This window comes from Polynucleobacter sp. P1-05-14 (assembly GCF_018881675.1).
Lineage (GTDB): Bacteria > Pseudomonadota > Gammaproteobacteria > Burkholderiales > Burkholderiaceae > Polynucleobacter.
This window is the reverse complement of sequence record NZ_JACVPV010000001.1, coordinates 168,602-194,194: the sequence shown is the minus strand read 5'-3', so window position 1 is coordinate 194,194 and position 25,593 is coordinate 168,602. Positions and strand designations below refer to the sequence as shown.

General features: G+C 46.2%; 26 protein-coding genes. 12 read left to right on the top strand and 14 right to left on the bottom strand.

Annotated elements, in window-relative coordinates:
• Positions 1-34: 34 nt before the first annotated feature.
• The 9 genes from mraY to bioB form a co-directional block, all read right to left on the bottom strand.
• Positions 35-1,204, bottom strand: a complete 1,170-nt coding sequence (gene mraY, locus ICN37_RS01080; RefSeq protein WP_216154361.1) for a phospho-N-acetylmuramoyl-pentapeptide-transferase — start codon at positions 1,202-1,204, stop codon at positions 35-37.
• On the bottom strand, positions 1,195-2,643 hold the full coding sequence (gene murF / locus ICN37_RS01075; protein ID WP_215321358.1) for a UDP-N-acetylmuramoyl-tripeptide--D-alanyl-D-alanine ligase: 1,449 nt from the start codon (positions 2,641-2,643) through the stop codon (positions 1,195-1,197). Before murF ends, mraY begins: the two co-directional genes overlap by 10 nt.
• The gene (locus ICN37_RS01070) at positions 2,643-4,193 is read right to left on the bottom strand and encodes a UDP-N-acetylmuramoyl-L-alanyl-D-glutamate--2,6-diaminopimelate ligase (RefSeq protein WP_216154360.1); all 1,551 of its coding nucleotides are present in this window, start codon (positions 4,191-4,193) and stop codon (positions 2,643-2,645) included. The genes murF and ICN37_RS01070 overlap by 1 nt, the downstream gene beginning before the upstream one ends.
• Positions 4,190-5,962, bottom strand: coding sequence for a penicillin-binding protein 2 (locus ICN37_RS01065; protein WP_215321356.1), 1,773 nt, complete (start codon positions 5,960-5,962; stop codon positions 4,190-4,192). The genes ICN37_RS01070 and ICN37_RS01065 overlap by 4 nt, the downstream gene beginning before the upstream one ends.
• Positions 5,959-6,225 (bottom strand): cell division protein FtsL, encoded by a 267-nt coding sequence (gene ftsL / locus ICN37_RS01060; RefSeq protein WP_072583399.1) that lies wholly within the window; start codon positions 6,223-6,225, stop codon positions 5,959-5,961. Before ftsL ends, ICN37_RS01065 begins: the two co-directional genes overlap by 4 nt.
• Complete coding sequence (gene rsmH, locus ICN37_RS01055; protein ID WP_216154359.1) at positions 6,222-7,172, bottom strand: 16S rRNA (cytosine(1402)-N(4))-methyltransferase RsmH; 951 nt, start codon at positions 7,170-7,172, stop codon at positions 6,222-6,224. Before rsmH ends, ftsL begins: the two co-directional genes overlap by 4 nt.
• Positions 7,173-7,184: 12 nt before the next feature.
• Complete coding sequence (gene mraZ / locus ICN37_RS01050) at positions 7,185-7,613, bottom strand: division/cell wall cluster transcriptional repressor MraZ (RefSeq protein WP_216121756.1); 429 nt, start codon at positions 7,611-7,613, stop codon at positions 7,185-7,187.
• A gap of 303 nt (positions 7,614-7,916) precedes the next feature.
• Positions 7,917-8,537: a 2-polyprenyl-3-methyl-6-methoxy-1,4-benzoquinone monooxygenase gene (gene coq7, locus ICN37_RS01045; protein WP_216154479.1), complete on the bottom strand. Its 621-nt coding sequence runs from the start codon at positions 8,535-8,537 to the stop codon at positions 7,917-7,919.
• A gap of 21 nt (positions 8,538-8,558) precedes the next feature.
• Complete coding sequence (gene bioB / locus ICN37_RS01040) at positions 8,559-9,608, bottom strand: biotin synthase BioB (RefSeq protein WP_216154358.1); 1,050 nt, start codon at positions 9,606-9,608, stop codon at positions 8,559-8,561.
• A gap of 89 nt (positions 9,609-9,697) precedes the next feature.
• Here bioB and bioA point away from each other — a divergent pair, with 89 nt between their 5' ends.
• Genes bioA through ICN37_RS01020 form a run of 4 tightly spaced genes read left to right on the top strand, consistent with a single transcriptional unit; the run spans position 9,698 to position 14,244 of the window.
• On the top strand, positions 9,698-11,044 hold the full coding sequence (bioA, locus tag ICN37_RS01035; RefSeq protein ID WP_216154357.1) for an adenosylmethionine--8-amino-7-oxononanoate transaminase: 1,347 nt from the start codon (positions 9,698-9,700) through the stop codon (positions 11,042-11,044).
• Complete coding sequence (bioF, locus tag ICN37_RS01030) at positions 11,041-12,279, top strand: 8-amino-7-oxononanoate synthase (protein WP_216154356.1); 1,239 nt, start codon at positions 11,041-11,043, stop codon at positions 12,277-12,279. The genes bioA and bioF overlap by 4 nt, the downstream gene beginning before the upstream one ends.
• Positions 12,272-12,991 carry a dethiobiotin synthase gene (bioD, locus tag ICN37_RS01025; RefSeq protein ID WP_216154355.1) on the top strand — a complete coding sequence of 240 codons (720 nt, stop codon included), beginning with the start codon at positions 12,272-12,274 and terminating at the stop codon, positions 12,989-12,991. The genes bioF and bioD overlap by 8 nt, the downstream gene beginning before the upstream one ends.
• A 56-nt stretch (positions 12,992-13,047) precedes the next feature.
• Complete coding sequence (locus ICN37_RS01020) at positions 13,048-14,244, top strand: M20 aminoacylase family protein (protein WP_216154354.1); 1,197 nt, start codon at positions 13,048-13,050, stop codon at positions 14,242-14,244.
• 31 nt (positions 14,245-14,275) lie between these two features.
• On the opposite strand, the gene ICN37_RS01015 is transcribed toward ICN37_RS01020, so the two are convergent.
• The 3 genes from ICN37_RS01015 to apaG all read right to left on the bottom strand — a co-directional run bounded on the left by ICN37_RS01015 (position 14,276) and on the right by apaG (position 16,714).
• Positions 14,276-15,052: an enoyl-CoA hydratase gene (locus ICN37_RS01015; RefSeq protein ID WP_216154353.1), complete on the bottom strand. Its 777-nt coding sequence runs from the start codon at positions 15,050-15,052 to the stop codon at positions 14,276-14,278.
• Positions 15,053-15,078: 26 nt separating this feature from the next.
• Complete coding sequence (locus ICN37_RS01010) at positions 15,079-16,209, bottom strand: murein transglycosylase A (RefSeq protein WP_216154352.1); 1,131 nt, start codon at positions 16,207-16,209, stop codon at positions 15,079-15,081.
• A gap of 130 nt (positions 16,210-16,339) precedes the next feature.
• The gene (gene apaG / locus ICN37_RS01005) at positions 16,340-16,714 is read right to left on the bottom strand and encodes a Co2+/Mg2+ efflux protein ApaG (protein ID WP_215321347.1); all 375 of its coding nucleotides are present in this window, start codon (positions 16,712-16,714) and stop codon (positions 16,340-16,342) included.
• Positions 16,715-16,763: 49 nt separating this feature from the next.
• Between apaG and rpe the strand changes: the two genes are divergently transcribed.
• Genes rpe through trpC form a run of 5 tightly spaced genes read left to right on the top strand, consistent with a single transcriptional unit; the run spans position 16,764 to position 21,403 of the window.
• Positions 16,764-17,489 carry a ribulose-phosphate 3-epimerase gene (gene rpe / locus ICN37_RS01000; RefSeq protein ID WP_216154351.1) on the top strand — a complete coding sequence of 242 codons (726 nt, stop codon included), beginning with the start codon at positions 16,764-16,766 and terminating at the stop codon, positions 17,487-17,489.
• Positions 17,489-18,994 (top strand): anthranilate synthase component I, encoded by a 1,506-nt coding sequence (gene trpE, locus ICN37_RS00995; RefSeq protein WP_216154350.1) that lies wholly within the window; start codon positions 17,489-17,491, stop codon positions 18,992-18,994. The genes rpe and trpE overlap by 1 nt, the downstream gene beginning before the upstream one ends.
• Positions 18,978-19,544, top strand: coding sequence for an aminodeoxychorismate/anthranilate synthase component II (locus ICN37_RS00990; RefSeq protein WP_215321344.1), 567 nt, complete (start codon positions 18,978-18,980; stop codon positions 19,542-19,544). The genes trpE and ICN37_RS00990 overlap by 17 nt, the downstream gene beginning before the upstream one ends.
• 19 nt (positions 19,545-19,563) lie before the next feature.
• A complete protein-coding gene (gene trpD / locus ICN37_RS00985) occupies positions 19,564-20,589 on the top strand; it encodes an anthranilate phosphoribosyltransferase (protein ID WP_216154349.1) in 1,026 nt (341 codons plus the stop codon).
• A 10-nt stretch (positions 20,590-20,599) separates the two neighbouring features.
• Positions 20,600-21,403 (top strand): indole-3-glycerol phosphate synthase TrpC, encoded by an 804-nt coding sequence (gene trpC / locus ICN37_RS00980; RefSeq protein ID WP_216154348.1) that lies wholly within the window; start codon positions 20,600-20,602, stop codon positions 21,401-21,403.
• On the opposite strand, the gene ICN37_RS00975 is transcribed toward trpC, so the two are convergent.
• Positions 21,384-21,953, bottom strand: coding sequence for a hypothetical protein (locus tag ICN37_RS00975; RefSeq protein WP_215321341.1), 570 nt, complete (start codon positions 21,951-21,953; stop codon positions 21,384-21,386). The genes trpC and ICN37_RS00975 overlap by 20 nt on opposite strands.
• Positions 21,954-22,059: 106 nt before the next feature.
• On the opposite strand from ICN37_RS00975, the gene ICN37_RS00970 reads away from it, so the two are divergent.
• Positions 22,060-22,410, top strand: a complete 351-nt coding sequence (locus ICN37_RS00970) for a hypothetical protein (RefSeq protein ID WP_216154347.1) — start codon at positions 22,060-22,062, stop codon at positions 22,408-22,410.
• A 68-nt stretch (positions 22,411-22,478) separates the two neighbouring features.
• Here the strand turns inward: ICN37_RS00970 and ychF are convergent, their stop codons facing one another.
• Positions 22,479-23,573: a redox-regulated ATPase YchF gene (ychF, locus tag ICN37_RS00965; RefSeq protein WP_216121513.1), complete on the bottom strand. Its 1,095-nt coding sequence runs from the start codon at positions 23,571-23,573 to the stop codon at positions 22,479-22,481.
• Between the two features lie 40 nt (positions 23,574-23,613).
• On the opposite strand from ychF, the gene ICN37_RS00960 reads away from it, so the two are divergent.
• Entirely contained in the window at positions 23,614-24,879 is a 1,266-nt protein-coding gene (locus ICN37_RS00960) for an FAD-dependent monooxygenase (protein WP_216154346.1), read from the top strand.
• Positions 24,872-25,588: a DsbC family protein gene (locus ICN37_RS00955; protein WP_216154345.1), complete on the top strand. Its 717-nt coding sequence runs from the start codon at positions 24,872-24,874 to the stop codon at positions 25,586-25,588. The genes ICN37_RS00960 and ICN37_RS00955 overlap by 8 nt, the downstream gene beginning before the upstream one ends.
• Positions 25,589-25,593: the final 5 nt, after the last annotated feature.

The following is a 25,593-nucleotide window of genomic DNA, read 5'->3' as shown; positions in this document are numbered from 1 at the left end:
GGTATTTTCTAAAATCAGCATATTTACTTTTGGATCACCGTAACTTCAAGCTAGATAAGCCAATTAAGACTAGAAGGATGGTAATGATCCAGAAACGCACAACCACTTGCGTTTCCTTCCAACCACCCAATTCAAAATGATGATGCAATGGCGCCATTCGGAAAATGCGACGACCCTCTCCAAAATGTTTTTTAGTGAGCTTGAACCAAAATACTTGCATCATTACCGAAACAGTTTCAGCAACAAAGATGCCGCCCATCACAAACAACACAATTTCTTGACGAACAATCACAGCGATGGTGCCAAGGGCTCCGCCCAAAGCAAGTGCGCCCACATCACCCATAAATACTTGCGCTGGGTGTGTGTTAAACCAAAGGAAGGCTAAGCCAGCACCGCCCATAGCTCCGCAGAAAATCATGAGCTCACCAGCGCCCGGTATGTAAGGGAAGAGGAGATACTTTGCATAAATCGCATTACCCATCACATAAGCAAAAGCACCCAAAGCAGCACCTACCAAGATCACCGGCATGATGACAAGACCATCGAGGCCATCAGTCAAGTTCACTGCATTACTGCTGCCTACGATTACTAAATAGCTCAAAATAATGAAGCCCATCACACCCAACGGATAACTCACTTCTTTCAGGAAGGGCAGCAGCAAGTTGGTTTTTGCAGGCAGATCTAAAGCAAATCCACCTCTTAACCATTCATAAAATAATTGCAATACTTTTAGGTTATTTACTTCAGAAACGGAGAATGCAAGATAGATAGCGGCAAATAAGCCAATTAGTGTTTGCCAGAAGAACTTCTCTCTTGAAGCCATGCCTTTAGGATCTTTGTAGACCACTTTGCGATAGTCATCTACCCAACCAACTAAACCAAAACCAAAAGTCACAATCATCACAATCCAAATAAATCGATTGCTGAGATCGGCCCACAACATGCATGAGATAAAGATACCGATCAAAATCAAAACACCACCCATAGTTGGAGTGCCCGATTTCACTAAATGGGTTTGTGGTCCATCTGCGCGGACTGCTTGACCCATTTTCAGGGCGCTTAATTTACGAATCACCCAAGGTCCTGCAGCTAAACCAATCAATAATGCAGTCACCGTTGCCATCACGGCTCTGAAAGTGATGTAGTTAAATACTCGGAAGAATCCGAAATCATCTTGCAACCATTGCGCCAACATTAAGAGCATGTTTTAGCCTCCTCTAACAAGGCCTGCACTACACGCTCCATGCGCATAAACCGTGAACCTTTAACCAAAATATTTAAGTGTTGATTGCTACCGCTAGACTGGGCATGCAAAGCATCTCTTAATTGCATAATGAGACTATCTATATCGGCAAAATGAGTTGCATTAGATACAGCTGCACTATTACCAACAACTTCATTAAATCCCTGAAGAGCAAATTGGCATTGCTCCCCCAAAGCAAATAGTTTTGAGATTCCTTGCTCAGCAGCATAGGCACCAACTTCACGATGGAATTCGGGACCCTGATTGCCAACCTCGCCCATATCACCCAAAATCAACCAAGATAAATTACCCGATTGCTTTAAAGCATCGATAGCGGCTCTTACGGAATCCGGGTTAGCGTTATAGCTATCGTCAATTAAAGTGTTATTTGAATCAATCACTTTTGCCTGCATACGCCCATTTACTGGCGAGAATGCTTCAAGACCCTGCTTAATCTTTTCAAGACTTACACCTGCCGCGATACCAACCGCACTCGCAGCCAAGGCATTGCGAACATTGTGACTGCCCAAAGTATTTAATTGAACTTCGATAGCCCCTCGTTCAGTTTTAATCTGTACATGCCCATTGCTTAGCAAACTTCCGGTCACAGCAGCCGCAACCTTAGACTGAGCAGACAACAAAACAAAATCAATCACTTTTCGACCTGCAGCAGCCTGGCGCCAAACACTTGAAAATTCTGAGTCTGCTGGGAATACAGCAATACCATCAGTTGGCAAAGCACGAATAGCATCTGAATGCTCTTCTGCTACCGCCGCAACCGTAGCCATGAACTCTTGATGCTCGCGCTGGGCATTATTAATTAATGCAATATTTGCCTGCGCAATGGCTGCTAACTGCGCTGTTTCACCAGGATGATTCATGCCGAGCTCAACTACAGCAAGGCGATCTGTTGCACGCAATTTTAACAGCGTTAACGGCAAACCAATATCGTTATTCAGATTTCCTTTAGTAACCAAAGTATTTTGTTCGCCCACTGCGGCTTTAAAAATAGAGGCGATCATCTCTTTTACGGTGGTCTTACCATTGCTGCCAGTAACCAACGCCAAAGGAATGGGGTGATTTGTCCGCCATGCTTTTGCTAAATTTCCCAAACCAACACGCGTGTTTGAAACGCAAATAGCAGGTAAATCAGGCGGGCATTTATCTTGCGCACTAATAAGGGCAGCACTAGCCCCTGCCTTAGCCACATCGGATAAAAAGTCATGCGCATCAAAGCGCTCGCCAACTAAAGCGACAAATAATTCGTTACGATCGATCTGGCGACTATCAGTACCCACTCGAGAAACAGAGATTTCCTGGGCAGCTTGCGCAGAAATATTCAGTAATTTACTTCCAGGCAACATTACCTGTGCTTGTGCAAGGGTGGTCATGATAGACATCAGACTCCACCTCCAGCGGCTAAGCGAATATGCTCTTGATCAGAAAAATCAAATTTCTTGCCATTGATTTCTTGAGTAGTTTCATGACCCTTACCGGCAACCAGAACAATATCGTGGGCATCCGAATGACGAATTGCGGCCATGATGGCGGCCGCACGATCAGCAATAATTTGAACGTTCTGCGCATCCTTGCTAATACCACTGCGAACCATCTGCATGATAGCCTGTGGATCTTCAGAGCGAGGATTGTCACTTGTAATCAGAATATGGTCGGCATTACGCTCTGCGACAGCGCCCATTAGCGAACGCTTACCAGCATCGCGATCACCGCCACAACCAAAGACACACCAAATTTTTCCACCGCGCTGCTCAGCAATAGGTCGTAATGCTTGTAAGGTTTTCTCTAAAGCATCTGGGGTATGCGCGTAATCCACAACTGCTAACAAGCCCTCTTTCTTTTGAGATTTACCCAAAGGAATTAACTCCATACGACCACGCACTGGATTTAATTGGCTCACTTTTTGAGCGGCTACTTCCAAGCTCATGCCCTGTGAAAGTAATGCCGTCCACACCGCAAGCGCATTACTTAAATTAAATTCACCTAGCAAAGGAATATGCAATTGAGCGCTTCCCACTCCATCAAAAATGAAGCTTGCGTTGTAACCCGCTCCACTCAGTAGAATATCTTTTGCATAAATACGAGATAAACGGTCACCGAATTTTTCAAATCCTTGGAACGCGGATTGAGACAATGCATATGCCCAGACCTTCAAACTCTCTTTTGCCAACAAGTTCATGGCAAGCTCACGACCAAAAGCATCATCCAAGTTAATCACTGCGTGCTCAAGGCCGGTTTGCTGAAATAACTTAGCCTTTGCCTCGGCGTAATCAGCCATGCTGCCGTGGTAATCCAAATGATCCTGCGTCAGATTCGTAAATACTGCACAGTGAATATTTGTTCCAGCGACTCTCTCTTGATGCAAAGCATGCGAAGATACTTCCATCGCGACTTGTTTAGCTCCAGCGCTGCGCAACTCTGCTAACTGCGTTTGTAATTTAGGTGCATCTGGAGTGGTATAGCCAGTTTGCACCAATGCGCCAGGGAACCCGGTACCTAAGGTGCCCAAAACTGCAGTGTGATGACTGCTAGCATCTAAAGCCTGGGCTAACCATTGCGTGATGCTAGTTTTGCCATTGGTGCCAGTGACACCAATGATTTTTAATTCTTTGCTCGGATGACCATACCATTGCGCACAAAGCTCACCTGCTTTTGTAGCAAGATGTTCAACCGCAAAACATTGTGGATGATTTAAATACTGCTGATCCGTACCCGCTGGATCGAAGACCACTGCGGCTGCACCACTCTCTAATGCCGCTTCAATAAATTGACGACCATCACACAAGGCGTTGCCGTGACCTACAGGGTAGGCAAAAAAGATATCGCCAGACTGAATCTGGCGACTGTCCGCACATACTTTTGCGGAGGAGTTCGCTAAAGTATGTAAGTGGTCAATCAAATGATTGGTGTCTATTTTCAAATCCACCCTCATCGCTTCAAAACCACATGTTGAGCGTGTGCAGCTGCTGGCCGAATTTCCTCTGGGGCTTTATCTTCCAACACCATTTGCTTAACTTTGTTGTCTGGCAAGACATTCAATGAACGGAGCGTCTCTCCAACAATTGTCGAGAATACGGGTGCCGCAACATCACCACCGTAGTGACTTCCACCAGTAGGCTCATCAATCATTACCGCAACCACAATACGTGGAGCACTAATGGGGGCAAGTCCAGCAAAGTAAGCGCGATAAGAATTGCCATATCCTTTGCCAACTAATTTATGGGCAGTGCCTGTTTTTCCGCCAACGCGATAACCTTCAGCCTGCGCTTTGACTGCAGTTCCCCCCGGCTCAGTAACCGCCTCCATCATGTTGCGCATTTCAATAGCCGTTTTTGGTGAAAGCACTTTAACGCCTGGCTTGAACTCAGGACTACGCTCAATCGTCAGGGGAACTAATTCACCATCACGTGCAAAAACTGTATATGCGCGCGCCACCTGAAAGAGTGACGCAGAAATACCATAGCCAAAAGCAATACGGGCTTGATCAGTAGGCATCCATTTTTTGAAAGGATGTACCGTGCCCGCAACAGCACCAGGGAAACCAATTTTTGGCGCTTGGCCAAAGCCAACTGCGGTATATAAATCCCACATTTCTTCGGCAGAAAGATTATTCATGGCAATCTTTGCAGTACCAATGTTGCTAGATTTTTGAATAATTTGTGCAACCGTTAGATTCCCATAGGGATGCGTATCGGTAATTGGCTTTGGTCCAACTAAATAACTCGCACCAATCACCATATTGGTATCTGGCCTGATAGCGCCTTTTTCTAAAGCAATTGAAATTGTTAACGGCTTGATAGTTGAGCCAGGCTCAAAGGTGTCAGTCAATACGCGATTACGCAATTGCTCGCCAGTTAAGTACCTTCGATCATTTGGGTTGTAGCTTGGGTAATTTGCCAAGGCCAAAATCTCACCAGTTTGGGTATCAAGCACTACTGCACCGCCTGCTTTAGCGTGATGTTGCTCTACAGCATCTTTAACGGCGTTATAGGCCAAGAACTGTATCTTGCTATCAATGGATAGGTTTAAGTCTTTTCCATTTTGTGGCAACTGTAAGATCGCAACATCCTCAACAACGCGACCCAAGCGATCAACTACTACTCGTCTTTGACCAGGGTGACCAGCAAGCTCATTCTCACGAGAAAGCTCCATCCCTTCTTGACCTTTGTCATTCACATTTGTAAAGCCAACCACGTGTGCCATCGCCTCACCTTCTGGGTAGAAGCGACGATATTCATTATTTAAACCAATGCCAGGGATCTCTAGCTGTTTAATTTGCTGCGCTACAACTGGATCTACTTGACGCTTTAAGAAAACCTGCTTGCGCTCTTCTTTCAACTTTTTACGCAGATCAGATTCGCTCATTTGCAAAAGACTTGCCAATTTCTGCACTTTGTCTGCGGCCAAATCATCAGGAACGGTGTCGTTATAGGCAATGACCGACTTGGCTTCCAAGCTCGTTGCAATCACTTGGCCGTTACGATCCAAAATTTTTCCGCGACTAGCGGGGAGCTCCAATTCGCGCTGAGTTCCACGCACGCCTTTAGCTTCATAGAACGCATTTCCTGGACCCTGAATCCAAAATGCGCGTAGCAGTAACATCATGAATACAAAGAACAAAAGGAATAGCATCAAACGAGACCGCCACATTGGCAGGCGTAAAACTAAATTTGGCGTAGTGGAGAAGCCAACCGGTCTCATTTTGCCTCCTTCAAATACAAGGTGCGCTCAGGAGAAATCGGAGACATATGTAATTGATTGCGAGCAACGTCGCGAATACGTGCAGACTTCGATAAATTCCGCTGCTCATACTCTAAACGCAACCAGTCTTGATTTAACTTACGCTCTTCTATCTGCGCGCGCTCTTGAAGGATGAATAATTTTCGCGCACGCTGCTGAGCCGCAACCAGAGATAGCGCGCAAATTAATAGCAATGCGAGCAGAGTCAAAGTAGCGCGATTCATGCGGATACTCCCATGCGCTTTTCAGCCACACGCATAATTGCAGAGCGGGCACGAGGATTCTCAGATATCTCAGCATCGCTTGGCTTAACTCGACCAATAATTTCGAGGGCGCTTTGTGGCAAGTCTTTTTCGCGTACCGGTAACCCACGGGGTACTTCGACTTTTGCATGCGCTTGCATAAACTGCTTCACGATACGATCTTCTAACGAATGAAAACTAATCACTGCAAGTCTTGCGCCGGGCTTTAATAACCTCAGGGCCGCCTTCAAACCGAGCTCCAAATCTTCTAACTCGCGATTAATAAAAATACGCAATGCTTGAAAGGTTCTTGTTGCGGGATCTTGGCCAGCTTCGCGCGTGCGCACTACGCTTGCAACTAGGCTTGCCAACTGAGTAGTCGTTTTAGGGGAAAGGCCCTCTTCTCGCTTAGCCACAATGGCTTTTGCGATCTGAAATGCAAAGCGTTCTTCTCCGTAAGCCTTAATCACGTGAGTGATTTCCTCTGGTGACGCCTGCTCCAACCACTCTGCTGCGGTTAAACCATGATCGGTGTTCATGCGCATATCGAGTGGTCCTTCTCGACGAAAAGAAAATCCCCGATGCGCTTCGTCCACTTGGGGCGAACTGATTCCCAAGTCCAACAAAATTCCATCGACTGATTCCACCTCTGCATACTGATCCATGTGTGCAAAACTGTCGTGCACAATCTTTAAACGTGGATCGTTGATTTTTTGCGCCACTGCAATCGCATCCAAATCTTTGTCGAAAGAAATCATACGTGCCGAAGGATTCAACTCCTTGAGCAAAGCTTGTGTATGACCGCCGCGCCCGAAGGTTCCATCGATTACCAAAATTTTGTTTGCTGCACTTTGATTTTGAATCAGCGGACCGCCAACTAGCGCTGTCACCGCCTCGGCCAGTAATACTGGGCGATGAGTTATGTTCATGGCACCCTGTCATCAAAAATTAAATTGCTTGAGTGCTTCAGGCATGCCTTGCGCAATCGCAGCCTGTTCTTTTGCAGCGTATGTAGCCGCGTCCCACAACTCCAAGTGACTTCCCATGCCGAGCAAAATCACTTCTTTTTCGATTCCGGCAGCAGCGCGCAACTCTGGACTTACCAGTACACGACCAGCACCATCCAAATCTATTTCCGCAGCGTTACCTAAAAAAATACGGCGCCACCAATGGGCATCCATCGGAAGTTGTGCAACTCTTGCTCTAAAGGTTTCCCACTCTGGACGCGGGAAGAGAAGTAGGCAGCCGTCGGGGTGTTTTGTAAGCGTGATTCGGCCCTCACCCTGTACCAACAAGGCATCACGATGCTTAGCCGGCACAGACATGCGGCCTTTTGCATCTAAATTGAGAGCTGACGCACCTTGAAACACCATTTACCCCACTTTTTCACACTTCCTCCCACTTTAGAGGATCACACCAAGAGGGTCAAGTGTTTTTAGGAGTTTTTTTAGGAATTTCTCTAGTGTTTACAAACACTTAGCGTCATGTGTTGAGAAAATGGTGATAATAAAATAGCTACTTGAAACAACGGCTTGGAAAATATACTTAAGAATAGATCTTAGCTATTGAGCTAGATAATGGCTAAATATACTGTATTTAAAAACAGTAATGCTTAAGAAATCCACCAACAATTAATCAGAAATTGATTTTGAAAATTAAATCAGATTTCTGTCTCAAATTTTATAAGCAGTAGTGGTCATTATCTTGGACATCGCCTGCATTATTTTTTGAATGGGTTCTGGCAAATTTGCACCGCCAGCATTTTTTGCGGCTTGTCCGTGAGCAATTTCATCAACGCGCATTTGATCCACAATTGCACGAGATCGCTGATCTTCTTTTGGTAATTTTTCGAGATGACTTTCCAAGTGATTCTCGACTTGTTTTTCTGTTTCAGCAACAAAACCTAAACTCCACTTATCGCCCGCTAAGCCTGCTGCCAAGCCAATTGCAAAGGATCCCGCATACCAAAGTGGATTGAGATAACTGGTGTGTGATCCGAGCTCTTGAAGACGAGTTTCACACCAAGCGAGGTGATCCATCTCCTCTTGTCCGGAGTGATCCAACATCTCCTGAATTTCTGAATTTCGAGCAACTAATTTTTGCGATTGATACAGCGCTTGCGCACAAACTTCACCCACATGATTGACTCGCATGAGTCCTGCTGCATGTTTGCGCTCGTTAGCATCCAAACCGGAATTACCCCCAAAATCAGATCCTGGCGTGGGTCTATGGGCATGAGCACCACCGACCACCGACCGAAGGGCGGTATCAAACTCCAGTATGAGGCGATCTATCGGGGACATGCGCGTGGAAAACTAAACCAAAACCTCTGCTTTGCAGCTTTGTTTGGTCTTTAAACCCAACTCTGCCAAGAGCTCACGGTCTTGTTCTGCCTCGGGATTACCGGTAGTGAGTAGTTGCTCACCATAGAAAATAGAGTTAGCTCCAGCCATAAAGCACATAGCCTGAACCGCCCTACCAAGCTCCTGACGACCAGCAGATAAACGTACGCGGGCTTTAGGCATCGTGATCCTAGCAACCGCAATCGTTCTCACAAACTCCAGTGGGTCTAAAGGCTTTTGCTCAGCTAAGGGTGTACCGGCTACCGGCACTAGATGATTGATAGGAACGGATTCTGGGTAGGGGCTCAAATTTGCCAAACGGGCCAAAAATGCGGCGCGCTGCTGTCTAGACTCGCCCATACCGACAATACCACCACAACAAACCGACATGCCGGCGGCACGGACATTGGATATCGTATCCAAACGGTCTTGGTAGCCTCTGGTTGAGATCACTGAACGATAAAAATCTTCGCTGGTATCTAAGTTATGGTTATAAAAGTCTAGGCCAGCCTCTTGCAGTGCCTGGGCTTGATCTGCCTCCAACATGCCTAAGGTGGCACAGGTCTCCAGACCCAAGGCTTTTATGCCCTTAATCATGGCAGTCACTTTTTCAATATCGCGGTCTTTGGGTTCGCGCCAAGCGGCACCCATACAGAAACGGTTAGACCCAGCGGCTTTAGCAGCTTTGGCAGCCTCTAAGACCTCCTCTAAGCCCATTAACTTCTCAGCCTTAACATCGGTGTCATAACGAGCAGCTTGCGGGCAATAACCACAATCCTCAGGACAGCCGCCCGTCTTAATTGACAGCAAAGTAGCTAATTCAACATCACCTTCTGGGAAATAGGCTTTATGAGTCTCTTGAGCCCTCAGCATCAGCTCATTTAAAGGGAGTGCAAATAAGGCTTCAATTTGAGCCACTGACCACTCGCCAGATGCCTCGCCCCCTGCATTTACGCCCTGATGCAAATCCGCTTTAGATTTGAATTGGGTTAAGGGTTTTTCAACGGTTTGAGTGTCCTGCATGGGTAAATTCCAGAAAATGAGGGGATTCAAGACATAAACATAACAGATACAGGTCTGAATTTGGAAAAACTAGTGGTCAAATATCAAACATGAAGGTTATTTCTGATTTAAATCAAGCCCCTCTCGTTGATCGCAGCCTTGCAGCCGTTTGGCACCCATGCACTCAGATGAAACAGCATGAGTCCTTTCCGCTGGTTGCCATTACAAAAGGTAAGGGTGCTTGGCTCTATGACGAAAACGGAAAAGCCTTACTCGACTCCGTTAGTTCTTGGTGGACCAATTTATTTGGTCACTCCAACCCACGCATCAATCAAGCCATTACCGCGCAACTCGAAAAAATTGAGCATGTGATGCTCGCCGGATTTACGCATGCGCCCGTAGTAGAGTTATCTGAAAAACTGTCCGCACTCACCAATCACCATTTAGGCCACGTCTTCTATGCTTCCGATGGTGCGTCTGCAGTAGAAATAGCGCTCAAGATGAGTCACCACTACTGGCAACTCAATGGCAAACCACAGAAGAAAAAATTTGTTTGCTTAGAGAATGGCTATCACGGAGAAACACTTGGTGCATTAGCAGTGACGGATGTTGCTATTTTTCGGGAAGCCTATGGATCGCTCTTGCAAGATGTATTCACGATTGCATCACCTGATGCACGCAAAGCAAAAGCTGGTGAGAGCACAGAAGATGTAGCAAGACATGCAGCAAAACAACTCGAAGAATTATTTGTAAAAGAACATGGCAATATTGCCGCCATCATTGTCGAACCATTAGTACAGTGCGCAGGGCAAATGGCCATGCATTCTCCTAAATATCTTCGTTTAGTCAGGGATTTATGTGATCGCTATGAAGTGCATTTGATTGCAGATGAGATTGCAGTGGGCTGCGGGCGGAGTGGCAAGTTCTTTGCCTGCGAGCATGCTGGTATCTGGCCAGACTTCCTAACTCTCTCCAAGGGTATTAGCGGTGGCTATCTTCCGCTATCCCTTTGCCTTACCACTGACATGATTTACCAAGCTTTTTATGGTGATCAAATCCAGCAAGGATTTTTGCATTCTCATTCTTATACCGGCAACCCACTAGCCTGTGCTGCTGCACTAGCTTGTCTAGAGATTTTCGAAACTGACAAAGTATTAGAAAAAAATATTGAGCGCTCAAAAGATCTAGCAAATGCGTTTGCGTGGGCAAAAACGGATTCACGTATTGAGCATTGGCGCCAACAAGGAATGATCTTGGCATTTGATATTAGGCATGAATTTCTTAAAATTCCTAAGATGTTTGCGCGAACCATGTTCTCAAACTGTTTAAGCGAGGGTGTATTGATTAGGCCAATCAGTAATACTGTGTACGTCATGCCACCGTATATTTTGTCTCCACTAGAAACTACGCAACTAGGTAATGCTGTGCAAGCTGCTCTTGAGAAAACCTTGGTATGACGAAAACATATCAGGCCTTAGAGTTAGCGCAAGAGCAAATTGCAAAACTTGAGTCGCAATTACTCAAACGCAAACTCAGAGCAACAGAATCTCCATGCGATACCAAAGCTTGGGTTGATGGACGCGAGCTGAAAGCGTTTTGTAGTAATGACTATCTAGGACTAGCAAACCATCCTGAATTAATTCATGCACTTGCTGAAGGCGCTCAGAAGTATGGGGTAGGCAGTGGCGCCTCCCACCTCATTAGCGGCCACAGCAGGGCTCATGAGCTACTTGAAAACCAATTAGCCTCTTTTCAAAAGCAACACATTCCGAATGCGCGCGCCCTATTTTTTAGTACCGGCTATCTCGCCAACCTTACCGCCATCACAGGTCTAGCGAGACTTGCGCCGCAAAAATCTACTAGCATTTATTCAGCCAAGCTAAACCATGCTTCTTTAATTGATGGCATTCGTTTAGCAGCTGCTCAGACTCAAGCAAATGTCGCGCTATTTGATCATACGCAACTTGACTCATTAAATGAATTACTGAAAACAGATCAACATCCACTAAAGATCATTGTTACCGATGGCGTCTTTAGCATGGATGGTGACCTCGCTCCAGTAAAAGAATTATTAAAACTTGCTGAGCAATACGATGCGCTGTTACTTGTGGATGATGCTCATGGTTTCGGAGTATTGGGCAAACACGGTCATGGGATTTTGGAGCAAGAGAATATTTGCTCTGAGCGCATTATTTATATTGGCACCCTTGGAAAAGCTGCAGGCGTCAGCGGCGCCTTTGTTTGTGCACAAGCCACTTTTATTGAGTGGCTCATTCAGAAGGGTCGCCCTTTCATTTACAGCACTGCAACGCCACCTGCGATAGCACATACACTCTCAAAAAGCTTGAATATCATTAAAGGGGACGAGGGCAGCAATCGCCGCACTCAACTCAATAAACTCATTCGCATCTGGCAAGATGAAATGCAATTTACTCAATGGGAAAAGGTGTCTTCTTGTACTGCCATTCAGCCCGTCATTTTGGGCAGTAATGCCAATGCCCTGCTCGCCGCTAAGTTACTAGATGAGGCAGGTTATTGGATTCCTGCTATTCGTCCTCCTACCGTACCCAATGGCAGTGCAAGATTACGCATTACGTTCTCTGCTAACCATAGCGAAGCAGATGTGCGTCAACTAATTGATACCTTAAAGGTCATTGAGCAAATAGTCATTCAAGAGGGTTCTCATGAGTAAGGCCACAGGCTTCTTTGTCGCCGGTACAGACACCGAAGTTGGAAAAACCTTGGTGAGTGGCGCTCTCATTCTGAAATTGCGCGAACAGGAAATGAATGTGCTTGGCTTTAAACCAGTCGTTGCTGGAACTTATCAAGATGCACAAGGCCACACTCTGAATGAAGATTTAGAAACACTGCGCATCGCCTCAAACCTTAACTCCACTGAATTGAGTTTGTGTCCTTATGTATTAGAGCAGCCAGCGGCTCCCCATTTGGTAGCCGCGCAACAAGGTCTGAAACTTGAAATGAGTCTGATCTTGCAGAGTTTTCGGAATGTTCAAAATCAAGCAGATTGCGTTGTGGTTGAAGGTGCCGGTGGTTTACTTATCCCCCTAAATGACCGGGAAGATTTGGCGACTTTTGCCCATGAAATTAAATTACCCATCATCTTGGTGGTCGGTATGAAATTAGGTTGCATCAATCACGCCCTCCTGACCTATGAGGTAATCAAAGCGCGCAACTTAAATATTGCAGGATGGGTAGCTAATGCCCTATCCACAGAAATGCCTTTGCTTGAAGAAAATATTCAGACTCTGCAAGCCAGAATAGACACCCCATTTTTAGGCCTTATTCCAGTACTTCCAGAAGAACTCAAAAAGGCCGATAACAGCCCATATTCAATTGAAGCCTTGGGTTTTGCTGCAAAGCACATTCAACTACCCAGCAATTAATTTGCGGTAATTTAGCCCAAAAGGCATATCCAAAGACTTTCGGATAAGATGAAGGGATGCATTTATCCCCAGAAATTATTGACTCCGCGGAAGCTATTCAAGAAATTCGACGCAATATTCATGCGCATCCTGAATTGCGTTTCGAAGAAAATCGCACTGCTGATCTAGTTGCAGAAGCGCTTTCTAGCTGGGGAATTACAGTCTATCGCGGCATGGGGAAAACGGGTGTCGTAGGTCGTTTAGATGGTGACTTAGGTCCCGGAAAAATGATTGGTTTGCGCGCTGATATGGATGCGCTTCCATTGCAAGAGCACAACAACTTTGCTCATGCTTCAACAAACCCCGGAAAAATGCATGCTTGTGGACATGATGGTCATACCGCAATGTTGCTTGGTGCTGCACAGTATTTATCAAATCACCGCGACTTCAAAGGCACGGTGATTTTTATTTTCCAGCCAGCAGAAGAAGGTGGCGCTGGTGCGAATGAAATGATTAAGGATGGACTTTTCAAAGAGTTTCTATGCGACGCAGTATTTGGATTACATAATTGGCCCGGCTTGGCAGAAGGTCACTTTGGAGTGACCTCCGGCCCAATGATGGCTTCAAGCAATACTTTTGAAATTACCATCACCGGCAAAGGTGGTCACGCCGCCCTACCCCACAATAGCGCAGATCCAGTATTGACAGGCGCCCAAGTAGTGCTTGCATTACAGAGCATCATTACACGCAATAAGCGTCCTGTAGATGCTGCTGTTTTATCGATTACGCAATTTCATGCTGGCGAAACAAGTAATGTCATTCCGGATAGCGCCTTCATTGGTGGTACGGTACGTACATTCACTTTAGAGGTCTTAGATTTAATCGAGCAACGTTTACGAGAAATTGCTCATAGCGTTGCAGGCGCGTTTGATTGCCAAGCAGAAATTGCGTTTTCTAGAAATTACCCGCCCCTCATCAATCACGCCAACGAAGTGGCATTTGCAACCGAAGTCATGAGTGAACTGGTTGGCAAGCAGAATGTGAATGCCTCAATCGATCCTACGATGGGCGCGGAAGACTTCGCGTTTATGTTGCTAGAAAAGCCGGGCTGTTACGTATTTTTAGGCAATGGAGACGGCGATCATCGCTCGGTAGGTCATGGCATGGGCCCATGCCACTTACACAATCCCTCTTACGACTTCAATGACTCTTTGATTCCAGTCGGCGTGAGCTATTGGGTCAAACTAGCTCAACGCTTCCTAGAAAAAAACTGAGTTCTTTCAAACTTTCTCTTCGGCTATTGAATTAAGAGTTGGTAAATTTGGCTGGGCGTTTTTCCATGAATGCAGCCATACCTTCTTTCTGATCATTCGTTCCAAAGCAAGCATGAAAGAGGCGGCGCTCAAAATGAATACCTTCAGACAAAGTGGTTTCATAAGCAGTATTGATACTTTCTTTCACCATCATTGTGGTTAACAAAGGCATATCTGCAATTCCTTTGGCAATTGCTTTAACTTCTTTCAGCAAATCTGCTTGTGGGAAGATCCTTGCAACCAAACCAGAGCGCTCAGCTTCAGCGGCATCCATCATGCGCCCCGTCAAAGCTAGATCCATCGCTTTTGCTTTGGATACCGCGCGAGGCAAACGTTGTGTGCCTCCAGCCCCAGGAATGATGCCTAACTTCACCTCAGGCTGTGCAAACTTCGCGTTATCCGCTGCCATGATCGTGTCGCACATCATGGCCAACTCACAGCCGCCGCCAAGCGCATAGCCAGAGACAGCAGCAATTACAGGCTTACGTACTTTTTTGATCTCTTCCCAATTGCGGGTAATGAAATCACCGCGATAAACATCCTTCAAACCATACTTAGCCATTGAAGCAATGTCCGCCCCAGCAGCAAATGCCTTTTCACTGCCAGTAACGATCATGCAACCAATATTGTCGTCCGCGTCAAATGCTAATAATGCAGCGCCAAGCTCCTCCATGAGCAGGTCGTTCAAAGCATTTAACACTTCTGGGCGATTCAAAGTAATAGTGGCAACCTTACCATCCACTTCAGTCAAAATAGTTTTGTAGCTCATGAATTTCTTTCGGTGAAAAGTATTAATTAACGTGGCAACAACAACCACATCCTGCCATTTTGTTTCATACGACCTGCCATCTCTCCAGCAGTATCTCCAGATCCCCAATAGTAGTCCGCTCTGACGCCACCCACAATTGCTTTGCCCGTATCCTGCGCCATCACCAGCTTTTGCAAAGGCTGACTACTTAATGGTTTGGTGGCCGCTAAAAAGACAGGCGCGCCCAGTGGCAAGGCTTGTAAATCTACTGCAATACTGCGCTCAGCTGTGAGCGGAACACCGAGAGCACCATTAGGGCCTAAATCAGCAGAGACATTGCTAGGTAACTCTTTAAAGAAAACAAAACGGGGATTGGCGTTCAGCATTTCATTTACTTGGCCGGGATTTCTTTTGGCCCATTGTGAAATGCCTTGCATCGTTGCCTCACTGCGTGTGATTTCTTTACGATCAAGCAACCACTGAGCAAAGGATTTAAAAGGCTGATCATTAGTGCCCGCAAAACTCAGACGCAGGATGCGTCCATCCTCAAGACGAATTTTTCCAGAGCCTTGAATTTGCATAAATGCTGCCGCTACTGGATCTTGCACCCAGGCAATTTCAGAACCCTGCAAGACACCAGAACTCATTAGCTCGGCACGGCTTGGGCCTGGGGTAGGTTTTGATTTGCGCCAAGCATTAGGGTAGCCGTAGAGCGGCACGTTATAAGTACTCGTACGAGTTTGTGAGCCATTCATTAACGGCTCGTAATAGCCCGTGATTAAGCCCGTGTCACTACCGGAGCTATTGCGAATTTCATAAGCTTGAAAATTATTTTCAAAATATGTACGAATAACCTGTGTATCACGGCTAGATACATTACCAGCCTGGGTACACACTGAACGCCAGTTCACATCACCACTTTTTTTGTGCAAGGCTTCACAACTTTTTAACCATGCAGGCCAGGCTTGAGATAAATCGTCATCTTGCCATCCAGGTAAAGCCTGCCAAGAGACAGCACTAAAGCTTGCAATCGAAGATTTATAGCTTGATGGCGAAGCGCCGGAACCACTTGAACGATATCCCGTACCCCGAGTGGGAGGCGTAGAGCATCCAGCAATCAAGCTAGTCATGAGAATAGCGAATACACTTAACGGAACTAATTTAAATTTAGAAATCATGATTGCCAATTTACTCGATGAATACCCAATGCTACTGTTTGCTTTCGAAGGCGCCGTGGCCTTAGGACTTTTGTTATTTATTGTCCTTTGGACGGGCAAGGGCAAAAAATAGTATTCCCGCTACCCTACGTTAATGCAGGGTACGTGGCATTACCAGGGCAAACTCTGGGATAGGGGCCTGAAAGAACTGGGCATCCTCAGTCACGCAGAAATACTCCCCGCGCATCGTTCCGGCCGGAGTGGGCAAAGTTGCCCAGCTGGTGTACTCAAAATGCTCTCCAGAGCGTAATAGCGGTTGCTGCCCAACAACGCCGAGGCCTCGGACCTCCTGGACATCGTTATCCCCATCCGTAATGAACCAATGTCGGGCAATTACCTGAATACTGGCAGTCCCCGCATTGCGGATAGTTACCGTATAAGCAAAGGCAAATTGGCGGTTATCGGGGTCAGATTGCTCAGGAAGGTACTGGGCTTTGACGGTAATGCTCATTTCGTGGGGATTCATGGACGAATTCTGCTCCATCCTAAGGCCAACTGCAAGCTAGAATCTAGGGATGGAAAGCCAAAAATCATCCTCAAATAGTCAATTTGTTATTGCCCCATCCATTTTGTCGGCTGACTTTGCCTGCCTTGGCAAGGAAGTTCAGGATGTTTTAGTGGCAGGCGCTGACTGGATTCACTTTGATGTGATGGATAACCACTATGTGCCCAACCTCACCATTGGCCCGTTGGTTTGTGAGGCGATTCGTCCTTATGCAAATAACGATGGCAAACCTGCGGTGATCGATGTGCATTTAATGATCGAGCCGGTAGATCGTATCGTCCCTGACTTTGCCAAAGCAGGTGCCAATTTAATTAGCTTTCATCCCGAAGCAAGTCCTCATGTCAACCGCACATTGAACTTGATTCGCGATCAAGGATGCCAAACGGGTCTCGTTTTGAATCCAGCTACACCACTGGATCATCTCGATCACACTCTGGAATTACTCGATCTGGTTTTGCTGATGTCAGTCAACCCAGGCTTTGGTGGCCAGTCATTTATTCCGAGCACCCTTAATAAAATTGCTCAAGTACGCACACGCCTCGATCGCTACCAGGCTGAAACTGGTAGACATATTCGTCTTGAGGTAGATGGTGGAATCAAAGTCGATAACATTGCAGAAGTAGCGCGAGCAGGCGCAGATACTTTTGTTGCAGGTTCTGCAATTTACGCACAAGAAAATTATGCAAAAGTAATTCAAGCAATGCGCACTGAATTAGGAAAGTCAGGAAAAGCGTAATGCAGCTTGAAGAATTTAACGCCCTAGCAAAGCAGGGTTTCAATCGTATTCCCCTGGTCAAAGAAGTTCTGGCAGATCTAGAGACTCCGCTATCACTCTACGTCAAGCTGACTCAAGCGTTTGGCAATACCAATACCTACTTATTGGAGTCTGTTTTAGGTGGCGAGCGTTTCGGCCGCTTCTCCTTTATTGGCCTGCCTGCCAGGACCATTGTCAGAACTGTTGGCACCCCTTCAATACCAGTCAACGAAGTAGTGACTGATGGAAAAGTAGTTGAGACAAATACTGATAATCCACTCGATTTTGTGGATGCTTATTTCAAGCGTTTTAAGGTGGCTTTACAAGCTGACATGCCCCGCTTTTGCGGTGGTCTTGCCGGCTACTTTGGTTATGACACCGTTCGCTATATCGAGTCACGTTTAGCCAAACATCAACTAGCAGATGAATTAGGTGTACCTGATATTCAGCTCATGTTGACTGAAGAGTTGGCAGTGATTGATAACGTTGCTGGCAAAATTTATTTGATTGTTTATGCAGATCCGAGCATTGCTAATGCTTTTGAAAAAGCACAAGATCGCTTAAAAGAATTACTCGCCTGTCTTAGTAAGCCAGCAAATATGTCGGCATCTTTACCAAGCACTAAAACTGAACTCATTCGTAAATTCAAAGCAGCAGATTTTGAAAAGGCAGTGCTCAAAACTAAAGAATATATTTTGGCTGGCGATTGTATGCAGGTAGTCATCGGTCAGCGTATTAGCAAGCCATTTACGGACTCACCATTAGCTCTCTACAGAGCTTTGCGTTCGCTCAACCCATCGCCATACATGTACTTCTATGACTTTGGCGATATGCAAATTGTTGGCTCATCTCCTGAGATTTTGGTACGCCAAGAAAAACGGGCTGCCGAAAAGATTGTGACTATCAGGCCACTAGCCGGCACCCGTCCTCGCGGAGCCAATCCAGAAGAAGACGAGCGTTTAGCCAAAGAACTCTTGGCTGATCCCAAGGAAATTGCTGAGCATGTGATGTTGATTGATTTAGCCCGTAATGACGTGGGCCGCATTGCCAAAACCGGCTCAGTCAAAGTTACTGACTCCATGTCTATTGAGAAGTACTCCCACGTTCAGCACATCGTGAGTTCAGTGGAGGGCCATCTTTTGGACAATATGAGCAATATGGATGTATTGCGAGCGACCTTCCCGGCTGGCACCCTATCAGGCGCGCCAAAAATTCGAGCGATGGAAATCATCGATGAGATGGAAATTGTGAAGCGTGGTGTTTATGGTGGTGCAGTAGGTTACCTGTCTTTCTCAGGTGATATGGACGTGGCCATTGCGATTCGTACCGGCGTGATCCGTGACGGCATACTCCACTCCCAGGCCGGTGCTGGGGTAGTGGCTGATTCTGATCCGACTGCTGAATGGAAAGAAACGGAAGCTAAGGCTCGCGCGGTATTGACGGCAGCAGATTTAGTACAAGGAGGACTTGATGCTCCTAATGATTGATAACTACGATTCTTTTACTTACAACCTCGTTCAATACTTTGCAGAACTTGGTGAAGAGGTGAAAGTATTCCGCAATGATGAAATTGCGGTGGAAGAGATTGCTAGACTGAATCCCGCGCGTATTTGTATCTCACCTGGGCCATGCAGCCCCTCTGAGGCAGGTATTTCAGTCGCAACCATCAAGCGTTACGCAGGTCAAATTCCGATCCTAGGGGTTTGCTTGGGGCACCAAGCTATCGGCGAAGCATTCGGCGGCAAAGTCATTCGCGCCCAAAAAGTCATGCATGGCAAGACCGACAGCATTCATCACACAGGTGTGGGTGTATTTAAGAATTTGCCAGATCCATTTAAGGTCACTCGCTATCACTCACTGGCTATTGAGAAAAGCTCTCTACCTGCAATGCTAGAAGTGACTGCCACTTCATCTGATGGTGAGATCATGGGTGTACGCCATAAAGAGCTCGCGGTTGAGGGTGTGCAATTTCACCCAGAGTCTATTCTCTCTGAGCACGGCCACGCCTTACTCAAGAATTTTTTACAAAACAAATAAACAGTCTGTCAACAGCGCCATGTCAATTACCCCGCAAGAAGCCCTCCAACGCTGCATTGAACATCGCGAACTCTTTCATGATGAAATGACAGCCATGATGCGACTCATTATGAGCGGTGAAATGGCGCCAGAGTTAGTGGCAGGATTATTGGTTGCCTTACGCACTAAAAAAGAAACCGTTGGTGAGATCGCTGCTGCCGCACAAGTGATGCGAGAGTTTGCTACCTCAGTAAAGGTGGATGACCGCAAGCACTTGGTGGATGTGGTGGGCACAGGCGGTGATGGCGCTCACACCTTCAATATCTCAACTGCAGCGATGTTTGTGGCTGCCGGTGCAGGAGCAAAGATCGCTAAGCATGGTAATCGTAGCGTGAGCAGCAAATCAGGTAGCGCAGATGTATTAGAAGCGCTCGGCGTAAATCTAGCTCTTTCCGCCGAGCAAGTCGCCACGTGCATCTCAACGGTAGGCGCAGGCTTTATGTTTGCCCCTAACCATCATCCAGCAATGAAAAATGTTGTGCCTATTCGCAAGAAGCTCGGCGTCCGGACTATCTTCAACATCCTTGGCCCACTCACCAACCCCGCTGATGCCAAGCGAATTTTGATGGGTGTATTTCATGCTGACCTAGTTGGTATTCAGGCACGCGTATTACAAGCCCTGGGAATGGAGCACGCTCTCGTTGTGTATGGGCGAGACGGCCTAGATGAAATTTCCTTAGAGGGTCCAACTTTAGTTGGCGAACTTAAAGATGGCGTAGTGCGTGAATATGAAATTCATCCAAAAGATTTTGGTTTAAATACCGCACCCACCAACAGCTTTAAAGTGGCTAATGCTGAAGAGTCCAAGCAGACAGTCTTAGATGTACTTGATGGCAAACCCGGGCCTGCAAGCGATATCGTCTGCCTTAATGCCGGCGCCACACTATATGTAGCCGGAGTAGCAAAAGACATTGCTAGCGGTATTGCCCTAGCTGAAGTAGCTATTACAACTGGAGCTGCACGTCAAAAGTTAGATGCTTTTGTTGTAGCAACCCAATCTCAATAATTGATTATTCATGAGTGATATCCTCGATAAAATTGTTGCCACCAAAAAGATTGAAGTGGCTAACTGTCTGCAGAAAATGTCGCTTGCCAATCAACGTGAGCAAGCTGAAGCCAATAATGATGATGCCCTTTTAAAGCCAAGAGGCTTTATTTCAGCTATTAAGAACAAGCTTTCTGCCGGCAAGGCAGGCGTTATTACTGAAATTAAAAAAGCCAGTCCAAGTAAAGGTATCTTGCGTGAAAACTTCATACCAGCGGACATTGCCCAGTCCTATGAAAAGCATGGTGCAGCCTGTTTATCAGTACTCACTGATGTGGATTATTTCCAAGGTTGCAATGCCTATCTGCAGCAAGCTCGTGCCGCCTGCAATATTCCTGTTTTGCGTAAAGATTTCACCATTGATCCGTATCAAGTCTATGAAGCTCGTGGGATTGGCGCCGACGCAATCCTGCTAATCGTGGCTTGTCTAGAATTAAATCAAATGAAAGAGCTCGAGGCTTGCGCCCATGAATTAGGCCTAGATGTTTTGGTCGAAGTTCACAATGCCCTAGAATTAGAGCAAGGACTAGAACTCAGAACACCTTTACTTGGCATTAACAATCGAAACCTCAAGACCTTTGAGGTAACACTGCAAACCACCCTCTCTCTAATGTCCATGGTTCCGGATAACAAAACCTTAGTAACAGAGTCTGGCATCTTGAGTCGCGCTGATGTAGAGCTCATGCGCAACAATCAAATCAATGCATTCTTGGTTGGGGAGGCATTTATGCGCGCCACAGATCCAGGGGCAGCCCTTAGTGAGCTGTTTTCCTAGTCTTACGCAGTAGATCTAGGCAGTATTTGATCAAAGAGATCAGCAGCAGTGAACCCAGCACATCGCCTATAAACATCACTACAAAGTGATTCACGCTACCCGTATCTTCCAGGGTCATCGTAGCGAACCACCACTGATGTAAGCCTGCGGAAAGCAAGGCATAAGTCAAAATACAAGCAATGAGTTTGGGGAAATTGAGATTACTTAGGTCTGACTCGAGGCGAAGATTGCTAAAAACAAAAAATCTAGCCAAATAAGGCGCAAACCCCGAAATTAATCCAACACCAATACACAGCGTTAAATCATGCGGGAAATCGCCGTAATAGCTAATTAAAAATGAGGCTACAGTAATTCCGATGGCGCCAGGTAAACCAAAAATCAAAGTCAGAAATAGGCGGAGGCCAGCAGGCAGATAAATCCAACTTACCCCTAAGCTAAAAGTGATATCACTTGTTAACCAGTTGTTGAAATAAAAAAGAAATGTGTACGCCAACGCACTAATGGCGCATCCAATAAACCACTCTGAAGAAATTGCGAATAATTTAGACATTGTTATTAGTATGGATTAATTTTTATTGATGCGCATCAATTGCTAAAATCAGACCAAGGGAATACACTAGTATTAGCCCAAAAGCTAATATAAATAAATATAAAATATGTCATCTACTAAACCGTCACCCTACATCAAGTTCCTCAACTTGATTGATGCTCTTGATCGAATCAACCCAGGCAAGAAGCTGGATTGCATCGAAGAGAGTTTGCTCGATAAGATTGTTTCTTGCGCCCATGCCAAGCAAGCAATTTTGGTTGGTGATTTGATCTCCATCTCAGACCTAGGCTCACAAGCTACCTTGCATGGTCGCCTCAAAAATCTCAGCGCCTTGGGCTATATCAAAATGGCTGCTAATGCTGATGGTCGTAAAAAAGAAGTATTGCCCACCAAGATTGCTCTAAAGCGCTATGAAGAAATTTCTAAATGTTTAGAGAAGGCAGCAAAAGCCTCTTAATCACTTAGCCCCACTACACAATAAAAAAGCCCTGAAAAGGGCTTTTTTATTGGACAAATAAGAATGCCTTAGACGTTAAACAAGAAGTTCAATACATCTCCATCTTTAACAACATACTCTTTACCTTCCGCGCGCATCTTACCGGCCTCCTTGGCACCAGACTCTCCTTTGAACTGCACAAAATCTTCGTAGGAGATTGTCTGAGCACGAATAAAGCCACGCTCAAAGTCTGTATGAATCACGCCGGCCGCTTGAGGTGCTGTATCACCAACATGGATAGTCCAAGCGCGAACCTCTTTAACTCCAGCCGTGAAATAGGTTTGTAAACCAAGCAATGAATAACCCGCACGAATCACTCGATCTAAGCCTGGCTCTTCCATTCCTAAGTCAGCCAAAAATTCAATCTTGTCGGCCTCTTCTAAATCGGCGATCTCTGCTTCAATCGCAGCGCATACCGCAACGACTGGAGCGTTTTCTTTTGCGGCATGTTGCTTCACGGCCTCGAGATGTGGATTATTTGAGAAGCCATCTTCTTTGACGTTCGCAACATACATCGCGGGCTTAGCGGTAATCAAACACAACGGTTTAATCAATAATTTTTCATCATCATTGAGATTCAAACTGCGCACTGGCAGAGCAGAATCTAGATGAGTCTGAACTTTAGTCAGAACGGCAACCAAAGCAGCAGCCTCTTTATCGTTGCCAGACTTAGCGGCCTTGCTTGAGCGATTCAGGGTTTTCTCAACTGTTGCCAGGTCCGATAAAGCCAATTCGGTGTCAATCACACCAATATCAGCAATGGGATCAATTTTCCCGGCGACGTGGATAACGTTGGGATCCTCGAAACACCGGACGACATGGGTAATAGCATCAGTTTCACGAATATTCGCTAAAAACTGATTGCCAAGACCTTCGCCTTTTGAGGCGCCAGCTACCAAACCAGCAATATCGACAAATTCGACTGCTGCAGGCAGAATGCGCTCAGGCTTTACGATCTCAGCCAAGGCGGCTAGGCGGGGGTCAGGAACCTCAACAACGCCCACATTAGGCTCAATCGTGCAGAAAGGATAGTTTTCCGCTGCGATCCCAGCCTTGGTAAGCGCATTAAAGAGGGTAGATTTGCCGACGTTAGGCAGGCCGACGATGCCACATTTCAAAGACATACCGTTATTGTAAAGGGGCTGGTTTCGATATCATCGAGTTATGTCAGAAGTTCACCCAAATAACGCATCTAAATCCCACGCCCAAATCCGCACAGTAGACATTGTCGTGGTTGGCGGAGGCATTACTGGTAAGGCTTGCGCCCTAGGTCTAGCCCAGCTTGGGTTACAAACCATTGAAATTGCCCCCGATTTAGGACAAAACGTTGCAAGCCCGCAAGGCACTCAATGGGGCCAAAGAATCTACGCTTTTTCGCCTAGCACCCAAAAATTACTGGCTCATTTGCACATTTGGGATGCAATTGATCACAGCCGCCTGCAAGCAGTCCGAGATATGCGCATCTACGGTGATCGAGGCGAAAAGAGTGACCATCTCCATCTTTCTGCATTTGAAGCGGGCACTCCACAACTTGCTTGGATTGGAGAGGCCAATTTAATTGAGCACACCATCGATCAAGCTTCGCGCTTTCAGAATAAGTTAGAGCGCATCAATGATGTTGTGGAAAGAATTCAGGTAGATGCTGATGGAAGTATTCTGCATTTAAAAAACGGTGGGCGCATTCGTGCGCAACTCGTGATTGCAGCTGATGGCGCCAACTCACCAATACGCAATCAATTGGGTATTAGCGCGAGTGAAGAAAGTTATTCACAAAGTGCAGTAGTTGCCAATTGGCTGTGTGACTATCCCCATTTAGAAACTGCCTTTCAGTGGTTTTTACCAGGCGGCGATATCGTGGCCATGCTGCCCTTGCCAGGAAAACAAGTTTCAATGGTTTGGTCCACCTCCCCAGAACATGCAGCGGATTTATTAAAGCTAGACCAAGTGCAATGGCTGGATCAATTCTCTTCCATTGCTAATGGTGCAATTGCTAAACAATTGGGTGAATTGACCCTGAACTCAGTACCTGCAGCCTTCCCCTTAAGAAAGATTCGAGCCAAACGATTTATTGGGCCAGATTCCTCTCCTAAGGTCATACTCATTGGTGATGCTGCCCATGTCATGCATCCGCTGGCTGGGCAAGGCCTGAATCTAGGGCTGCGAGATGTTGCGGTATTGCTGAATATTTTGGGCAAGCGTGAATCCTTCCGTTCGCCTAGTGACTTAGTATTGCTTCGGCGCTATGAACGACAACGCCAAGGCGACACTAGCGCACTCTTATGGGTGACCGATAAACTTAAGAAATTATTTTCTGCAAGCAGTAGCACTGAACGCCAGCTCCGCAACTGGGGTTTAGGTCTCGTGAACAAAAGCCACTTTATAAAACAGCGCTTAATTGAACGCGCTTTAGGAGAAATTGATTTTGAATAAATTGTTATCTGCGATTGCATTTATTGGCGCCGCTCTGCTCTGCACTAGCCCACTTCACGCACAACAAGAACAGCAATTAAGGGCTGAGATCCAAAAGAAGTTGGGCGCCAATGCCAAAGTAAAAAGTGTTTCGCCAGCCCCAGTTTCTGGACTTTATGAAGTATTGGTCGGTAACGATATTTTTTATACCGACACCTCTGGGAAGTACCTAATTCAAGGTGAGATCATTGAGCTCGCATCAGGTAAAAATATTACCGAGCAAAGGCAGACAGACCTAAACCGTATTAAATGGAGTGATTTAACACCTGCCAATGCGATTAAAAATGTTCGCGGCAATGGCAGTCGCCAGCTGGCAGTCTTCTCCGACCCAAACTGTGGCTATTGCAAACGCCTAGAGAAGTCATTGCAACAACTAGATAACATCACGATCTATACCTACTTAATACCTATTCTGTCGCCAGACTCCACCCAAAAAGCAAAGCAAATTTGGTGCTCTTCTGATCCCTATAAAACATATATAGATTGGATGGTGAATGGCATCGCGCCTAGCGGTAAGGGAGAGTGCAGCACACCACTAGATAAGAATATGGCTTTCGCAAAGACCTATGGAATCACGGGCACGCCGACTTTATTCTTTACTGATGGCAGCCGTTTCCCTGGCGCAGTGCAAATTAACGATATCGAAAAGAAATTTAGCTCTCTGAAATAAATATC

Coding starts and splice junctions, on each gene's coding strand:
- ICN37_RS00990 (WP_215321344.1), top strand. CDS start 18,978: ATGCTCCTAATGATTGATAACTACGATTCTTTTACTTACAACCTCGTT.
- ICN37_RS01020 (WP_216154354.1), top strand. CDS start 13,048: ATGCATTTATCCCCAGAAATTATTGACTCCGCGGAAGCTATTCAAGAA.
- bioD (WP_216154355.1), top strand. CDS start 12,272: ATGAGTAAGGCCACAGGCTTCTTTGTCGCCGGTACAGACACCGAAGTT.
- bioA (WP_216154357.1), top strand. CDS start 9,698: ATGAAGGTTATTTCTGATTTAAATCAAGCCCCTCTCGTTGATCGCAGC.
- ICN37_RS00975 (WP_215321341.1), bottom strand. CDS start 21,953: ATGTCTAAATTATTCGCAATTTCTTCAGAGTGGTTTATTGGATGCGCC.
- trpE (WP_216154350.1), top strand. CDS start 17,489: ATGCAGCTTGAAGAATTTAACGCCCTAGCAAAGCAGGGTTTCAATCGT.
- ICN37_RS00960 (WP_216154346.1), top strand. CDS start 23,614: ATGTCAGAAGTTCACCCAAATAACGCATCTAAATCCCACGCCCAAATC.
- ychF (WP_216121513.1), bottom strand. CDS start 23,573: ATGTCTTTGAAATGTGGCATCGTCGGCCTGCCTAACGTCGGCAAATCT.
- ftsL (WP_072583399.1), bottom strand. CDS start 6,225: ATGAATCGCGCTACTTTGACTCTGCTCGCATTGCTATTAATTTGCGCG.
- bioB (WP_216154358.1), bottom strand. CDS start 9,608: ATGCAGGACACTCAAACCGTTGAAAAACCCTTAACCCAATTCAAATCT.
- apaG (WP_215321347.1), bottom strand. CDS start 16,714: ATGAATCCCCACGAAATGAGCATTACCGTCAAAGCCCAGTACCTTCCT.
- rsmH (WP_216154359.1), bottom strand. CDS start 7,172: ATGAACATAACTCATCGCCCAGTATTACTGGCCGAGGCGGTGACAGCG.
- murF (WP_215321358.1), bottom strand. CDS start 2,643: ATGTCTATCATGACCACCCTTGCACAAGCACAGGTAATGTTGCCTGGA.
- trpC (WP_216154348.1), top strand. CDS start 20,600: ATGAGTGATATCCTCGATAAAATTGTTGCCACCAAAAAGATTGAAGTG.
- ICN37_RS01070 (WP_216154360.1), bottom strand. CDS start 4,193: ATGAGGGTGGATTTGAAAATAGACACCAATCATTTGATTGACCACTTA.
- ICN37_RS01065 (WP_215321356.1), bottom strand. CDS start 5,962: ATGAGACCGGTTGGCTTCTCCACTACGCCAAATTTAGTTTTACGCCTG.
- mraY (WP_216154361.1), bottom strand. CDS start 1,204: ATGCTCTTAATGTTGGCGCAATGGTTGCAAGATGATTTCGGATTCTTC.
- ICN37_RS01015 (WP_216154353.1), bottom strand. CDS start 15,052: ATGAGCTACAAAACTATTTTGACTGAAGTGGATGGTAAGGTTGCCACT.
- trpD (WP_216154349.1), top strand. CDS start 19,564: ATGTCAATTACCCCGCAAGAAGCCCTCCAACGCTGCATTGAACATCGC.
- rpe (WP_216154351.1), top strand. CDS start 16,764: ATGGAAAGCCAAAAATCATCCTCAAATAGTCAATTTGTTATTGCCCCA.
- ICN37_RS01010 (WP_216154352.1), bottom strand. CDS start 16,209: ATGATTTCTAAATTTAAATTAGTTCCGTTAAGTGTATTCGCTATTCTC.
- bioF (WP_216154356.1), top strand. CDS start 11,041: ATGACGAAAACATATCAGGCCTTAGAGTTAGCGCAAGAGCAAATTGCA.
- ICN37_RS00970 (WP_216154347.1), top strand. CDS start 22,060: ATGTCATCTACTAAACCGTCACCCTACATCAAGTTCCTCAACTTGATT.